Source organism: Anaerobutyricum hallii, assembly GCF_900209925.1.
Classification (GTDB): domain Bacteria; phylum Bacillota; class Clostridia; order Lachnospirales; family Lachnospiraceae; genus Anaerobutyricum; species Anaerobutyricum soehngenii.
Genome location: NZ_LT907978.1, coordinates 390187 through 405880, shown reverse-complemented (window position 1 = coordinate 405880; position 15694 = coordinate 390187). Strand labels below are relative to the sequence as shown.

The 15694-nt window shown below is 39.2% G+C and carries 13 protein-coding genes; 3 read left to right on the top strand and 10 right to left on the bottom strand.

The window, feature by feature from the left end; all coding sequences use genetic code 11:
- Positions 1–32: 32 nt before the first annotated feature.
- Both EHLA_RS01735 and malQ read left to right on the top strand, forming a co-directional pair.
- A complete protein-coding gene (locus EHLA_RS01735; protein ID WP_096239085.1) occupies positions 33–1043 on the top strand; it encodes a LacI family DNA-binding transcriptional regulator in 1011 nt (336 codons plus the stop codon).
- Between the two features lie 48 nt (positions 1044–1091).
- Positions 1092–2573: a 4-alpha-glucanotransferase gene (malQ, locus tag EHLA_RS01730; protein WP_096239084.1), complete on the top strand. Its 1482-nt coding sequence runs from the start codon at positions 1092–1094 to the stop codon at positions 2571–2573.
- 436 nt (positions 2574–3009) lie between these two features.
- Here malQ and fba read toward each other — a convergent pair whose 3' ends face one another.
- Together fba and EHLA_RS01720 are read right to left on the bottom strand one after the other, a co-directional pair.
- Positions 3010–3879 carry a class II fructose-1,6-bisphosphate aldolase gene (fba, locus tag EHLA_RS01725; protein WP_096239083.1) on the bottom strand — a complete coding sequence of 290 codons (870 nt, stop codon included), beginning with the start codon at positions 3877–3879 and terminating at the stop codon, positions 3010–3012.
- 96 nt (positions 3880–3975) lie between these two features.
- Positions 3976–4722, bottom strand: a complete 747-nt coding sequence (locus tag EHLA_RS01720; RefSeq protein ID WP_096239082.1) for a peptidylprolyl isomerase — start codon at positions 4720–4722, stop codon at positions 3976–3978.
- 467 nt (positions 4723–5189) lie between these two features.
- Between EHLA_RS01720 and EHLA_RS01715 the strand changes: the two genes are divergently transcribed.
- Positions 5190–6872: a phospho-sugar mutase gene (locus EHLA_RS01715; protein ID WP_096239081.1), complete on the top strand. Its 1683-nt coding sequence runs from the start codon at positions 5190–5192 to the stop codon at positions 6870–6872.
- 869 nt (positions 6873–7741) lie between these two features.
- On the opposite strand, the gene proS is transcribed toward EHLA_RS01715, so the two are convergent.
- From proS to EHLA_RS01675, 8 genes are all read right to left on the bottom strand, one after another.
- Positions 7742–9178, bottom strand: a complete 1437-nt coding sequence (proS, locus tag EHLA_RS01710; RefSeq protein ID WP_096239080.1) for a proline--tRNA ligase — start codon at positions 9176–9178, stop codon at positions 7742–7744.
- Positions 9179–9327: 149 nt separating this feature from the next.
- Entirely contained in the window at positions 9328–10041 is a 714-nt protein-coding gene (locus EHLA_RS01705) for an RluA family pseudouridine synthase (protein WP_021907385.1), read from the bottom strand.
- Between the two features lie 70 nt (positions 10042–10111).
- Positions 10112–10849, bottom strand: coding sequence for a response regulator transcription factor (locus EHLA_RS01700; RefSeq protein WP_096239079.1), 738 nt, complete (start codon positions 10847–10849; stop codon positions 10112–10114).
- A 501-nt stretch (positions 10850–11350) separates the two neighbouring features.
- On the bottom strand, positions 11351–12550 hold the full coding sequence (gene coaBC / locus EHLA_RS01695) for a bifunctional phosphopantothenoylcysteine decarboxylase/phosphopantothenate--cysteine ligase CoaBC (RefSeq protein ID WP_096239078.1): 1200 nt from the start codon (positions 12548–12550) through the stop codon (positions 11351–11353).
- A 2-nt stretch (positions 12551–12552) separates the two neighbouring features.
- A complete protein-coding gene (gene panD, locus EHLA_RS01690; protein WP_021907388.1) occupies positions 12553–12954 on the bottom strand; it encodes an aspartate 1-decarboxylase in 402 nt (133 codons plus the stop codon).
- A 64-nt stretch (positions 12955–13018) separates the two neighbouring features.
- Positions 13019–13864: a pantoate--beta-alanine ligase gene (gene panC, locus EHLA_RS01685; protein ID WP_096239077.1), complete on the bottom strand. Its 846-nt coding sequence runs from the start codon at positions 13862–13864 to the stop codon at positions 13019–13021.
- A 40-nt stretch (positions 13865–13904) separates the two neighbouring features.
- Positions 13905–14732, bottom strand: a complete 828-nt coding sequence (gene panB, locus EHLA_RS01680) for a 3-methyl-2-oxobutanoate hydroxymethyltransferase (protein WP_096239076.1) — start codon at positions 14730–14732, stop codon at positions 13905–13907.
- Between the two features lie 16 nt (positions 14733–14748).
- A complete protein-coding gene (locus EHLA_RS01675; protein ID WP_096239075.1) occupies positions 14749–15621 on the bottom strand; it encodes a Rossmann-like and DUF2520 domain-containing protein in 873 nt (290 codons plus the stop codon).
- Positions 15622–15694 lie beyond the last annotated feature (73 nt).

Genomic DNA, 15694 nt, shown 5'->3' with positions numbered 1-15694 from the left:
ATTACATATCATTTATTTGGAAGGTAATGCGTATGACAATCAAAGATATTGCTCGTTTATCGGGATACGGTATTGGAACCGTATCCCGGGTTTTAAATAATCACCCAGATGTCAGCGAAAAGGCCAGAAAGAAAATATTGAGCGTAATTGAAGAAAATAATTTCCAGCCAAACAGCAATGCCCGACATCTGAAAATGCAGTCCAGTTCCTCTGTTATTCTTATTGTAAAAGGAACCTCTAACCTGCTATTTGCCGACATTGTAGAACAGATGCAGTCTCTCTTCTTAAAGAATGGAGAAAATGTTTCTACCTATTATATAGATGAAGATGCCAATGAAGTAAACTATGCAATCCAGCTTTGCCGCAACCGCAATCCAAAAGGAATCGTTTTCTTAGGCGGTAACTTAGAATATTTTAAAGAAGATTTTGCCCACATCCACATCCCCTGCCTTTTATTGACCAACAACAGCAGCGATTTGGACTTTGATAATCTTTCTTCTTTAACAACCTGTGATGAACAGGCTGCACAGGCAGTCATCGAATATCTGGCAAAAAAAGGGCATACATCTATTGGTGTTATCGGCGGTAACCTGACGGAAACTGAGATTAGCTTTCGAAGATTTACCGGTGCAAAATGGGGGTTTAAAAACAGCAAACTTTCATTTAACCAGCGACTGCAATATGAGCCTTGCCGCTTTTCCATGGAAAAGAGCTACCAGGCGGCCATGCGGCTTCTAAACCGTAATACTGCTATCACTGCTATTTTTGCAATGAGTGATCTAATTGCCCTTGGAACAATGCGTGCAATCTATGACATGGGAAAAAGAGTGCCCGAAGACATTTCCATCGTCGGATATGATGGTATCGCACTTTCCAGATACTGCGTACCTCGCCTTACAACCGTACAGCAGGACACAACACAGCTTGCTAAAAAGGGAGTTGACCTGATGCTGCAGCGAATTAATTATCCTTATCATGCAACACATAAAACAACACCATTTCATTTAATTGAAGGTGAAAGTGTCATGGAATTAAAAAATTAAAGAGTTAAAGAATTAAAGAATTAAAATAGAAAAAATAGGAGGTCTCTTATGAGAACCGCAGGAATACTAATGCCGATCACTTCCCTTCCTTCCCCTTACGGAGTTGGAACACTAGGACAGTGCGCGCGTGATTTTATACAATTTTTACATCGTGCCGGACAGACATACTGGCAGATTCTTCCGATATGTCCAACAGGATATGGGAATTCTCCTTATCAGTCTTTCTCCTCCTATGCCGGCAATCCATATATGATTGACTTTGATGATTTAAAAGAAGAAGGGCTGTTACAAGAAGAAGAATATGCTTCTCTCTCCTGGGGCGATCAGCCGGCTGCAGTAGATTACGGTCTGCTTTACGGTCATAAATTTACTGTCTTAAAAACAGCCTGCTCCCGTATAGCCGGAGTACTTTCCGAACAATTTCAAAAATTCTGTAAAGAACAGAAATTCTGGTTAGATGATTATGCATTGTATATGTCGATTAAAGATTACCATGGCGGTCAATCCTGGAAAGAGTGGCCGGAAACTCTCCAGAAAAGAGAAAAAGATTCTCTTGAAGCCATCCACCAGGAACTTACCGATGAAATCCTGTTCTGGAAAAAGGTACAGTTTTTATTTTTCTATCAATGGGACAAGTTAAAAGCACATGCAGAAGAAAATAATATAAAAATTATTGGTGATCTGCCTATTTATGTTTCTTACGACAGCGCTGACGTTTGGGCACACCCGGAAGAATTCCAGCTTGATGAAAACCTTTGTCCAATCGAAGTTGCCGGATGCCCACCTGACGGATTTTCCGCTGACGGTCAGCTTTGGGGCAACCCTCTTTTCAACTGGGACTACATGAAAGAAACCGGGTACCAATGGTGGGTAAACCGTATTGCTTACCAGTCAAAAATCTACGATGTGATCCGCATCGACCACTTCCGCGGATTTGATGAATACTATGCCATTCCATATGGTGATTCCACCGCCAAAAATGGACATTGGAAACCAGGACCTGGCATGGATTTATTCACTACGATCGAGAACAAACTTGGCAAACTGCCTATTATTGCAGAAGATCTCGGATTCTTAACAGACTCCGTAAAACAGCTTTTAGCAGCTACTGGATTTCCAGGAATGAAAGTCCTCGAATTTGCTTTTGACAGCAGAGATACCGGTTCCGGTTATCTTCCACACTGTTATCCAAATAATTGCATTGTATACACAGGAACACACGATAATGATACCATCCTTGGCTGGTTTGAAACCGCTCCGGAAGAATTCCAAAACAATGCCATTCGTTACCTTCGCCTTACAAAAGAAGAAGGTTATCATATTGGTATGATGCGTTGTGCCTGGGCAAGTGTTGCCGATACTGCGATTATGCAGATGCAGGATTTTCTTGGACTTGGAGTAGAAGGCAGAATGAATACACCTTCTACACTGGGCGGAAACTGGACATGGCGATGCCTGCCAGAAGATTATAATGACGAACTGGCCGATTGGCTCTATGAAGAAACCAAAATATATGGTCGACTGAATTAATTTAATTGAAAAAAACAGACGAAAAAAGAAATAATGCCCTATCCCATCTGCTTTGTAGTCGCTGTGTTTAAGATGCTCATCCGCATCTTAAACACGCTCCGAAGCCGCATCTGGGATGGGGCAGTATTTCTTTTTTCTGTGTTTTGGCTTCACATGGAATGAATGAAATAGTCTTTGGGGAGAGAAGGGGAGGGAGCAGAAGGCTACTGTATTCATTGTAGCGATATCTTAAAGCACTCCAAATAGTAAATAGTAATTTCATCCCCAGCAAAAAACAGCTCCCAAAGAAAGAAGAACCCCCTATATTTGTGGCCTTAGAGCGAGGATTGAATGCGAGCCTTGAAGCGAACATTCAACCCACAGCGATAGAGTCACAATATAGGGGTTCTTCTTTCTTTGGGAGCGTATCCCTTGTCTATAGAAAATTCCTATTTAATTATTCAGCTTTTCCGATAGAACCGAAGATTCCCATCTTTTCTTTTACAGTAGCTTTGATTGCTTCTGCACCAGGAGCTAATAACTTACGAGGGTCAAATCCTTTTCCTTCTAAGTCTTTACCTGCTTCGATATATTTACGTGTAGCTTCTGCGAAAGCGATCTGACACTCTGTGTTTACATTGATCTTAGAAACACCAAGAGAGATTGCTTTTTTGATCATATCTTCAGGAATTCCTGTACCACCGTGTAATACGAGAGGCATTTCTCCTGTTAACTTCTGAATATCATCTAATACATCAAACTGTAATCCAGCCCAGTTTGCAGGGTACTTACCATGGATGTTACCGATACCTGCTGCTAACATTGTTACACCAAGGTCAGCGATGGCTTTACATTCCTGAGGATCTGCACATTCGCCCATTCCTACAACACCATCTTCTTCTCCACCGATAGAACCAACTTCTGCTTCGAGAGACATTCCTTTTTCGTTACAGATTGCTACTAATTCTTTTGTCTTCTCTACGTTCTCTTCAAATGGAAGATGAGAACCGTCAAACATGATACTGGAGAATCCAGCTTCAATACACTTCTTAGCTCCTTCATATGAACCATGATCAAGATGAAGTGCTACAGGTACTGTAATGTTTAACTCTTCTAACATTCCGTTTACCATACCTACAACAGTTTTGTATCCTGCCATGTATTTGCCCGCACCTTCGGATACACCTAAAATAACTGGGGATTTACATTCTTCTGCTGTTAACAGGATTGTTTTTGTCCACTCAAGGTTATTGATATTGAACTGTCCTACTGCATAATGTCCTGCTTTTGCTTTCTGAAGCATCTCTTTTGCTGATACTAATGCCATAATTATTAACCTCCATAAATATAAATATCTGCTTGTGCAGTTGTCGATGTGTGGTCGCATCGCCCTAAGTTATACGAACTTATTATAACCCTAACATCATTTGAATTCAAGACCGTATTTTTCAATCATTGCCTGGCGTACTTCCATATACTTCTTGTTCTGTGCCTCTGTTGTAAGCTGCTGCATAATCTGTGGGTATACTTCTGCAAATTCAGACTGTTCTCCACCTGTCAGCTCATCTACACAGATTAAATGATAACCGAAGTCTGTCTTTACCGGTCCGATGATCTTACCAACTTCTGCAGTAAATACCGCTTCATCAAACTCTTTTACCATCTGTCCGCGTCCAAATGTTCCAAGACTTCCGCCCTGTGCTTTTGATGGGCATTTGGAATATTCCTTTGCAGCATCTTCAAATGTCTTAGCACCACTTTCGATTTCTTCTAATACTTTCTTACTTTCTTCTTCTGTTTCTGTAAGAATGTGCTTTGCTGTAGCCTTTGCTTCTTTTACGAACATTGCTTTATGCTCGTTATAATATGCCTCACACTCTTCCTGTGTTGCCTGGATATCTTTAATCTCCTGAGTTAACGCATACTGACCTAAAAGTTCTCTCTTCACAGCTTCCATTGTAGCAATAAAAGCTTCATCCTGATCATACTTCTTGTCATATCCGAGTTTCTCAAATAAGAAGTAGTTTGCATACTGAGTTAAAGCCTGCTTTCTTCCTTCTTCTGTTGCTACATAAGCCTGCTGCTGTTCTGGAAGCTTGCTTAAAAATTCGTTAAATTCTGTTTCTGTGATTTCTCTTCCTGCGGAAACTGCAATAATTTTTTCTGCCATAGTTAATCTGCCTTCTATAATTACATTCTATAATTACTATAATTACATAGGATAAATTCAAGAATGCCTCGACATTCTTCTCTATATTAATGTCTGTCTTTATGTCTCTCTTCTTCGCTTATCTTATCAGCTTGTAGAATTCTATCCTATAAATTTAAATATAAATATAAATTTAAATTAAGAAGGCTTCTCCCTTTCTTTTCTTAAATTATGACTCCTGTGATACCACAAATGCCACGTATTTTATATAATACCACAGAAATACTTATCTTTGTGAACTATTTTTTAATTTTAACGATAATTAAAACAAGAGATGTATTTTCTCTTTCTTACCTGTCATGTTTCGTTTTCTTTTCCAAAAGTATACATAATTTCACCTTGATAAATAGTACCTGTTATGGTAAAATTAGATACATAAAATAAGCTTTTATAAAGCACTAACATTTAACATTGGAAGGAGTTACAACATGTATTTAGACGAGTACAAACGCTGGCTTGCTGCTGACCTTGAAGATAGTGATCTTCATCCTGAGCTTGCCGGCATCGAGGGAAATGATGACGAGATTAAAGACCGTTTTGCAGTTGCACTGAAGTTTGGAACTGCCGGCCTTCGAGGTGTTCTTGGCGCCGGAACTAACCGTATGAACATCTATGTAGTACGTCAGGCTACACAGGGTCTCGCCAACTGGGTAAAGACACAGGGTGGTAACCAGACAGTTGCCATCAGCTACGACAGCCGTATTAAAAGTGATGTTTTTGCCAAAACTGCTGCTGCCGTTCTCGCCGCTAACGGAATTAAGGTTCGTATCTATGATGCATTGATGCCAGTTCCTGCACTTTCTTTTGCTACACGCTATTATGAGTGTAATGCAGGTATCATGGTTACTGCATCTCATAACCCGGCTAAGTATAACGGTTATAAGGCTTATGGTCCTGACGGATGCCAGATGACTGATGATGCGGCTGCTATCGTATACGAAGAGATTCAGAAGACTGATGTTCTTAACGGGGCAAAATACATTTCTTTTGCAGAAGGTGTTGAGCAGGGACTCATCCGCTTTGTAGGAGATGATTGTAAGAACGCATTCTATGAAGCTATCGAAGCACGTCAGGTTCGTCCAGGTCTTTGTAAGACTGCCGGTCTTAAGCTGGTATACAGCCCACTGAACGGTTCCGGTCTTGTTCCTGTAACAAGAGTTTTAAATGACATTGGTATCACAGATATCACTATCGTTCCTGAACAGGAATATCCTAACGGATATTTTACAACATGCAGCTATCCTAATCCGGAGATTTTTGAAGCCTTAAAACTCGGTCTTGAACTTGCAAAAGAATCCGATGCAGACCTGATGCTCGCTACCGATCCTGATGCTGATCGTGTCGGCATTGCCATGAAGTGTCCTGACGGCTCTTATGAACTTGTATCAGGTAATGAGATGGGTGTTCTGCTTCTTGATTACATATGTGCAGGACGTAAGGAATTAGGTACACTCCCTGAAAAGGCTGTTGCAGTGAAGTCAATCGTTTCCACACCACTTGCAGAAGCCGTTGCTTCTCATTATGGCGTAGAGATGAGAAATGTACTTACAGGATTTAAGTGGATCGGTGACCAGATTGCTTCCTTAGAAGCTGCCGGAGAAGTAGACCGATTCATCTTTGGATTTGAAGAGAGTTATGGTTACTTAGCAGGACCTTACGTTCGTGATAAAGATGCTGTAATCAGCTCCATGCTCATCTGTGAGATGGCTGCTTACTACAGAAGTATCGGAAGCTCTTTAAAACAGAGACTGGAAGAGATTTATGCAGAATACGGCCGTTACTTAAATGTTGTAGACAGCTTCGAATTCCCTGGACTTACAGGTATGGATAAGATGGCTGGCATCATGCAGGAACTTCGTGACAACCCACCTGCAGCAATCGGAGAAAGAAAGGTTGTCAGTGTAACAGATTACAAGAACACAGAAGCTACCGGTCTTCCATCTGCTAACGTACTGACATATGGACTCGATAACGGCGCAACTGTTGTTGTTCGTCCATCTGGTACAGAACCTAAGATTAAGACCTACTTCACCACACTTGGAAAGGATCTTGCAGAAGCTCAGGCAATCAAAGATGAATTAGCTGCTGCATTAGCTCCGCTGTTTAAATAATTTAATGGATTAAAGAAACGAAAACCAGAAATTTAATGTAGAAGAAAAAGTGAAGATAGTCGCGGCGTAGAAAATGCCTGTTCGGCATTTTTACTGGCTCCGACATCACTTTTTCTTCTACATTAAATTTCTGGTTTTCTGTTCTTTGGCTCCAGATGGAAATTAGTATTTGGATTTGAGGATGAATAAGGGGATTGCCCAGAAGGCTATGAGAGTTAACCAGAGAGAAATTCCCCATAAGGTAGGAATAGATAAATATAATTTTTATACAATCGAGTAAGAAAGTATCCCCTTTGGAGATGTTCATTCTAATGAAAATCATAGACTTCTGAAGAAACTGAGATTTATATAAGGATTTCTATTTCTTTTGTCGGTATCCCTTGCTATTTTCTTGTGGCAAAATAGTTCTTTAATTAAAAATCATTATCTTCTGGAGAATCCCCTTCTCTTTCCAACATAAATCACTAATTTGCTATTTGTTATCAAAGCCAGACAGCCGCTGAAATAAAATTTTATGCTGAATTGTAAGAAAACTATGATAAAGAAAAAAGAATAGTTATAAGTATTCTTTTTTCTTTAGAAGATTAACTACAATTGTTCAGGAGAAGATATTCCCTTCTGGATATTTTTATTCCAAATAAAACCATAGCCTTCTGAGTATTCCCCTCTCCCTCAAATTAGTATTTAATCCCCCATTCTCACCAACTGTGGATTTAGGATAGTCAGAAAAAAGAAATAATGCCCTATCCCAGATGCGGCTTCGGAGCGTGTTTAAGATGCGAATAAGCATTTTAAACACAGCGACTACAGAGCAGATGGGATAGGGCATTATTTCTTTTTTCGTCTACACAAAATCTACAAATTAGTATTTAGTATGCTTTTCCAAAGTATACTTCACATTTTGCTGGTTTTCCGCAATGTACACATACATCAGAATGTTTTGCCTGTACAAATGGGATACAACGTGTTGTTGCACCATTCTCGTCTTTGATGGCTTCTTCACATTCTCTTTCTCCACACCACATTGCGCGGATGAATCCCTGCTGATTCTCAAGGATATCATTAAATTCTTCCCAGTTATGTGCGATGTGTGTATTCTTCTCAAGATGTGCTTTTGCCTTGTTATACATATCATTCTGCATTGTCTCAAGAACTTCTGCTAAAGTTTCTTCAATCTTTTCGATTGGTGTGACAATCTTTTCTCTTGTATCACGACGAACGATAACTGCCTGACCTTTTTCGATGTCCTTAGGTCCAATTTCGATACGTGTAGGAATTCCCTGGATTTCCTGTTCGCTGAACTTCCATCCCGGAGATTTATCGGAATCATCTACTTTTACAGAGAAGTTGGACTTGAGCATATCACGAATTTCAAATGCCTTGTCTAATACACCTTCTTTTTTCTGCTGAATTGGGATGATCATTGTCTGTACCGGAGCGATTCTTGGAGGTAATACAAGTCCGCTGTCATCTCCATGTACCATGATGATCGCACCAATAATACGTGTAGACATTCCCCAGGATGTCTCATATACAGGAGAAAGCTTATTCTCTTTATTTGTATATTCAATGCCAAATGCTTTTGCGAATCCGTTACCGAAGTTATGGCTTGTACCGGACTGTAAAGCTTTACAATCATGCATTAATGCTTCAATTGTATAAGTAGCTTCTGCACCTGCAAATTTTTCTTTGTCTGTCTTTTTTCCTTTTACTAATGGAATCGCTAAAACGTTCTCACAGAAATCTGCATATACATTAAGCATCTGCTCTGTTCTTTCTTTTGCTTCTTCTGCTGTTGCATGGAAAGTATGTCCTTCCTGCCATAAGAATTCAGAAGAACGAAGGAATGGACGAGTAGTCTTTTCCCAACGAAGTACGGAACACCACTGATTGTATACAACTGGAAGGTCGCGATAAGAATGAACGATGTCCTTTACATGATCACAGAATAAAGTTTCTGATGTAGGACGTATGCAAAGTCTTTCGGAAAGTTTCTCTTCTCCGCCATGAGTTACCCAGGCTACCTCTGGTGCAAAACCTTCTACATGATCTTTTTCTTTCTGTAAAAGGCTCTCAGGAATTAACATTGGAAGATATACATTATCTACTCCTGTTTCTTTAAATCTTGCATCTAACTGCTTCTGAATATTCTCCCAGATTGCATATCCTCTTGGACGAATGATCATACATCCTCTTACGTTAGAATAAGAGATTAACTCTGCCTTTGTTACTACGTCTGTATACCACTGGGCAAAATCTTTATCCATTGGTGTAATTGCTTCTACAAGCTTCTTTTCCTTAGCCATAATATTTCCTTTCTATGAATACCTGGAATACCTGCTGAATACCTCAGGCAAATATAAAGGATTGCTGCTTAAATTTCCGCAACAATCCACGCTGTCAGTCTGTTTTTTATTGTAAAATAAGTCCTCTGATTTGTCAAGAATATGGAGACTTAAAAAGCCTCCACATCCATCTTTTCAAACGCTTCTCCACATGGTTCTGTCTTAAATGTCATTCTTTCTCCCGTAACCGGATGAAGGAAGGATAATCTTGTAGAGTATAATCCAATCTCTGTATACTTCTTCTTCGTTTTCTGGAAAGCCGGATTATACTTTGTATCACCATAAAGCCCCAGTCCACGAGAAGCAAACTGTACTCGAATCTGATGATGACGGCCTGTGTGAAGAATAACAAGCACCCATGTGAGTATACCTTCTTTGGTCTCAATACAGTCAATCAATTCATAATCAAGTTCTGCCTTCTTTGCATCAGGAGTTCCTGCTTTTACAACTTCTGTCTTATTCGTTTTTCCATTTTTTAAAAGATAATCTTCAAAAGTTCCAAAATCTTCTTTAAGATTACCGCACACCACTGCCTGATAATTTTTTTCAAATTCAAACTCTTGAATCTGTTTACTTAAACTTGCTGCCGCCTCTTTGGTCTTAGCAAGAACCATCAATCCTCCTACTGGTCTATCTAAGCGATGTACAACAGTAAGGTAAGGTTCTTCTTCGCCTGCCTGTTCTTCAAAAATATGGTGTTTTAATGTGGTAAGGACATCCAGATCTCTTGTATGATCGCTCTGTACCGGCATACCGGCAGGTTTCTCGCATACGATAATCGCATCATCTTCAAATATAATCGGAACTCTCTTTTTCTTTACCATGTTTTTCCATTACTCCTCTTTTCTTTCTGTCTTTTTGTCCTTCTTATTATACCTATTTAAAACATCAAAATCAAATCGCGTTAATAACACTTTCCTTTTCTTCGTCTACTTTCCCATTCAGAACACGAAAGCGATAGCCTGCCCCCCATACAGTCTCAATATAACCTGTTTTTACATTACTATTCTCTGTTTTCTTTCGTATTTTTTTAATATGAACTGTCACCGTTGCAATCTCACCCATGGAATCCATTCCCCATACGGCACTGAATAACTCGTCTTTAGAAAATACATGATTCGGATGCGTAGCAAGATAAGTAAGTAGATCAAACTCCTTTGTCGTGAAGCATCTTTCTTCCCCATCAACAAAAACCCGACGGGCAGTCCGATCAATCTTCAAGCCAGGATATTCAATATATTCATTTTCATCACTACGTTTTCTGGTCAGCCTTATGTAACGATTCAAATGTGCCTTTACTCTTGCCACCAGCTCATTCGGACTAAATGGCTTCGTAATATAATCATCTGCTCCTATACCCAATCCCCTTATCTTATCAATATCACTTTTCTTCGCAGATACGATAAGAATCGGTATATCTGTTCTTCGACGTATCTTTCTGCAAACTTCAAATCCATCCATATCCGGAAGCATCAGATCCAGGATGACCAGATCAATATCATTCTTTAATATTCTCTTTAATCCCCCTTCACCTGTTTCTTCAATCGATACTTTCAAAGAATTGATTTCTAAATAATCCCTTTCCAGTTCTGCAACGGTTCGCTCATCCTCTATTATCAAAACATTCTTCATAAACACCTCTCCATTCTTTGCTGGCTTCCCTGTAACTTTTATGTGAAGGAAAGTCCGCCTGCAACAGGAGTACTTTTCGCCCACACAGTATTGTGGTCTTCTATAATTTTTGACAATAGAAAATCCCAATTATGCTGCCTTCCCCGACAATACTCTTTTCATTTATTTTTCTGATGTAATTATAACATAAATTGTTTTTTAAAACACAACTTTTCAAAAAGTAAACCATATTTCTTAAATATTTTATAAAAATTTTAGTTTTTAGGTAAAACAAACCATAAAGCTTATATGATGGAAATTATATCAATAAAGCAAACATTGCTTTAACAAGAACATGAAAATATTTTATATAATATCTACTCCATATTCTCAAAAGCAAAAATCGAAGAAAATCACTATGTAATACTTTCTTTTTAGAATAAGAAACAAATACAGAGAGTATTTGCCACATAATCTATAAAGCAATTTTACATAATCATCTTCTTCGATTTCGTGTATTCTTTATTTCACCTGATTCATCTGAAGAATATAGTCTAAAATTTCATCTGCCACTTCTTCCTTTGACATAAGTTCCAGACTTTTTTCTTCCTTTTCTGAAATAAGTGTAACCCTGTTGGTGTCTGTTCCAAAACCTGCACCTTTTTCTTTTAGATTGTTCGCTACGATTAAATCAAGATGTTTTTTCTTTAATTTCTTTCGGGAATTTTCAAGCATATTTTGTGTTTCCATGGAAAATCCACAAATAATCTGTTCCGGCTTTTTATGCTCTCCCACATGACCAAGAATATCGGTTGTTCGTTCAAGAGCGATCGCCATATCGCCATCTTTCTTTTTTACCTTCTCATCGCTGACAACAGCCGGGCGATAATCTGCGACTGCCGCCGATTTTATCAGAATATCCTGTTCAGAAAAACTGTTACTCACTGCTTCAAACATATCCTGTGCTGTAACTACGGAAACCATCTTCACGAATGGAACTGGATTTAATGCAACCGGACCGGAGATAAGTGTTACATCCGCACCACGCAGCATTGCCCTCTTTGCAATCGCATATCCCATCTTTCCTGTGGAATGATTGGTGATATAACGTACCGGATCGATTGCCTCCTGTGTTGGTCCTGCAGTTACCATGATCTTCTTACCTTTTAAATCTTTTTCGCAGGCAATTTCTCTTAGAATATATTCAAATAGAACTTCCGGGTCTGGCATCTTTCCCGCACCGGTATCTCCACATGCAAGATAGCCTACTGCCGGCTCCACCACTTCCATATCATACTTTTTCAATATGTTTAAATTGTCCTGTACAATTGGATTTTCAAACATATGGACATTCATCGCTGGAGATATGATCTTCTTTGCACTACAGGCCAGAGCTGTTGTACTTAACATATCATCCGCAATCCCATGTGCCAGTTTCGCAATAATATTAGCAGAAGCCGGTGCGATCATCATCACATCAGCCTTTTGCGCCAGCGAAACATGCGCTACATGAAACTGAAAGTTTCTATCAAATGTATCTACCAGACATTTATTATTTGTTAATGTCTCGAATGCGATTGGATTGATAAAGTTCGTTGCGTTCTTTGTCATAATTACATGAACATCGCAGTGCTGTTTTACGAGCATACTTGCAAGACTTGCAATTTTATATGCTGCAATACTTCCAGTTACCCCTAAAACGACAGTTTTTCCTTTTAACATTTTTATCCTAACCTCTCCATGTCGAATAAACGACCGTGTTTTTCATAATTTGTAACACGACTGATTTTATTCTCATCATCTACAAATACAACATTCGGCTTATTTTCTTTGGCTTCTTCTGGAGTCATCTGTGCGTATGCCATAAGAATAATCTTATCATGCACACTGACGCATCTTGCTGCTGCACCATTTAAACACATAACTCCACTGCCTCTTTCACCGGCAATTGTATAAGTCTCAAAACGATTTCCATTATTTACATCCACAATCTGAACCAGCTGATATTCTTTAATTCCGGCTGCATCAAGTAAATCCTCATCTACTGTGATACTGCCTACATAATCAAGCTCTGCCTGTGTAACAGTTGCTCTGTGAATCTTTCCCTGTAACATTGTAATCTGCATATTTATTCCTCCGAAATAATCTCACATAAACTCTGATAAAATCTTTAGCCACACGCGGCGATAACTATTCTTCTACAATAAAGTTATCGATGAGTCTTGTCTTTCCGATATAAACAGCCATAGCTACCAGGGCCGGTGCTTTGATTTCTTCTACTGGCTGCATGGACAATCCATCTACCGCTTCTACATAATCAATCTTAGCCATTGGCTCAGACTCGATTTTCTTAATCATCGCCTCTTTTACTACTGTAGCGGATGTCTCTCCATCTGCTACCATTTTCTTTCCAAGAGCAACTGACTTACTTAAAATTAAAGCAGCTTTTCTTTCTTCTTCATTTAAATAAGTATTTCTGGAGCTTTTTGCTAATCCATCCTCTTCGCGGACGATTGGACATCCTACTATTTCAATATCCATATTTAAATCTCTTACCATACGACGGATAATTGCCAGCTGCTGCGCATCTTTTTGTCCAAAATATGCGCGATCCGGTGTCACAATATTAAAGAGCTTACTTACAACTGTACATACTCCTCTGAAATGAATCGGTCTGCTCTTTCCACACAATGTTTTAGACAGAACATCCATATCTACCCAAGTGCAGAAATCGGATGCATACATTTCAGATGGTTCCGGATGAAATACTAAAGCAGCTCCAATGGACTCACAGAGTTTACAGTCTGCTTCAAAATCTCTTGGATAAGCCTCTAAATCCTCTGTTGGTCCAAACTGTGTCGGATTTAAAAATACACTGACTACAACTTTGTCATTCTGTTCTACTGCTTTTTGAATCAGGCTGGCATGTCCTTCATGAAGGTATCCCATTGTAGGTACCAGTCCAACACTCAGACCTTCTTTTTTCCATGCTTTTACTTGTTCTCTTACTTCTTTTATTGTATATACTTTTTCCATGATCTTATTATCCTTCTTTTTATTCAAAATACCTTGGCATTTAGTAAAGCTTATCTAACACTTCTTCATCTATCTTAAATGTATGTTCTTGTGCCGGGAAAGAACTGTCTTTTACTGCAGCATCATATTCTTTAAATGCCTGTGACATAATCTCTCCTACATTTGCAAAACTTCTTACAAACTTTGGTGAAAAATCAGAAAACATAGATAACATATCCGCATAAACAAGAATCTGTCCATCGCAGCCTGCTCCTGCTCCAATTCCAATCGTAGGAATATGAATTGCCTCTGTTACTTTACGGGCAAGCTTTTCCGGAACACACTCTAAAACAACCGCAAATGCCCCTGCTTCTTCTACCGCTTTCGCATCTTCAATCAACTGCTGTGCAGCTTCTAATGTTTTCCCCTGTACTTTAAATCCACCAAATGCATTGACAGACTGTGGAGTCAGTCCAATATGTGCCATTACTGGAATAGAAGCATCTGTAATCGCCTTAATCTGTGGACATACGCTCTTTCCACCTTCTAATTTCACACAGTCACACTGTGTCTCTTTCATAATCTTTCCGGCATTTACAACCGCATCATAAACGGAAGTCTGATAAGAAAGGAATGGCATATCTACTACAACTAAAGAATTCTTTGCACCTCTTGCAACTGCAGCTCCATGATGGATCATATCCTCTACTGTTACAGGGATTGTTGTATCATATCCTAAAACAACATTACCAAGAGAATCCCCTACTAAGATTCCGTTAATTCCGGCAGCATCTTCTAACTTTGCTGTGGAATAATCATATGCTGTCAGCATGGAAATTTTTTCGCCTTTATCTTTCATTGCCTGAAAAGTTGTTACTGTGTTCTTCATTAATACCCCTCCTGATTTACTGTTCATCAATATTACAGTACTGCTTATGATCGAGAATGTCTTTTAGCTTTCCGTAATCTCTTTCCGGATTTTTCTTTTCCCCTATAGAAATGAGAATTTCTGACAAAAGACAATAGAGTATCTGCTGACTTTTATTAAGACAGTTTAAATGTTTCTCTACGGTCTTTACATCGGCTCTTTCTACTGGCCCGGTCAGACTGTTTACCATTCCTTTCTCCACGATATGCTGTATATTTCCAAGCATGATCGGAGCTAATGCTTTAAGCGCACTCTCTTCGTTAAATCCGCACTCCTGCATCAAACTTAAGCTTTCCTGTATAAGCGCAACCACATGGTTACTGCATACGGCGGCAGCACAATGATATTTTACTTTATCTTCGGCTGCAATATAACACACCTCATTTCCAAGATTTCTGAAAATCCCGGCAACGTCTTCCCGATGTCTCTCATCGCCTTCTATTACAAAATACGCATGTGATAGCTCTTTGTAAGAATTGTACTTATCGCTGACTGCAAAGAGCGGATGGACAGAATATCCGAAAGCACCACACTTATCGATTCCTGGAAATGCATCTCCGGATGATAAGGCACCACTGCAATGACATATAAACTTTCCCTCAAGGGACATATCCTTAATCTGATTCCATACAATCGTAATCAGATCATCAGGAACAGTAAGAAACAGAGTATCACTTTCTTTTACAATTGTGTCTAAATCTTTTATAAAAGCTGTCGCTGTAAAATCTGCCGCTTCTTTTGCAAGATTCTCATTCACATCGTAATATCCTGTTACTTCCAGATTATTCAATCTGAAATACTTACCAAGGGAACACCCAACTTTCCCTGCACCTATAATTCCTGTTCTCATATTTATCACCCTGCCTTTCGCATGGTGATACTCCGAGTCTTATTCCTAAAGGATATAAGCTCAATACCTGTCA

Excerpts from the sequence above, each read along its gene's own strand:
- EHLA_RS01735 (WP_096239085.1), top strand. The coding sequence starts at position 33 with ATGACAATCAAAGATATTGCTCGTTTATCGGGATACGGTATTGGAACC.
- malQ (WP_096239084.1), top strand. The coding sequence starts at position 1,092 with ATGAGAACCGCAGGAATACTAATGCCGATCACTTCCCTTCCTTCCCCT.
- fba (WP_096239083.1), bottom strand. The coding sequence starts at position 3,879 with ATGGCATTAGTATCAGCAAAAGAGATGCTTCAGAAAGCAAAAGCAGGA.
- EHLA_RS01720 (WP_096239082.1), bottom strand. The coding sequence starts at position 4,722 with ATGGCAGAAAAAATTATTGCAGTTTCCGCAGGAAGAGAAATCACAGAA.
- EHLA_RS01715 (WP_096239081.1), top strand. The coding sequence starts at position 5,190 with ATGTATTTAGACGAGTACAAACGCTGGCTTGCTGCTGACCTTGAAGAT.
- proS (WP_096239080.1), bottom strand. The coding sequence starts at position 9,178 with ATGGCTAAGGAAAAGAAGCTTGTAGAAGCAATTACACCAATGGATAAA.
- EHLA_RS01705 (WP_021907385.1), bottom strand. The coding sequence starts at position 10,041 with ATGGTAAAGAAAAAGAGAGTTCCGATTATATTTGAAGATGATGCGATT.
- EHLA_RS01700 (WP_096239079.1), bottom strand. The coding sequence starts at position 10,849 with ATGAAGAATGTTTTGATAATAGAGGATGAGCGAACCGTTGCAGAACTG.
- coaBC (WP_096239078.1), bottom strand. The coding sequence starts at position 12,550 with ATGTTAAAAGGAAAAACTGTCGTTTTAGGGGTAACTGGAAGTATTGCA.
- panD (WP_021907388.1), bottom strand. The coding sequence starts at position 12,954 with ATGCAGATTACAATGTTACAGGGAAAGATTCACAGAGCAACTGTTACA.
- panC (WP_096239077.1), bottom strand. The coding sequence starts at position 13,864 with ATGGAAAAAGTATATACAATAAAAGAAGTAAGAGAACAAGTAAAAGCA.
- panB (WP_096239076.1), bottom strand. The coding sequence starts at position 14,732 with ATGAAGAACACAGTAACAACTTTTCAGGCAATGAAAGATAAAGGCGAA.
- EHLA_RS01675 (WP_096239075.1), bottom strand. The coding sequence starts at position 15,621 with ATGAGAACAGGAATTATAGGTGCAGGGAAAGTTGGGTGTTCCCTTGGT.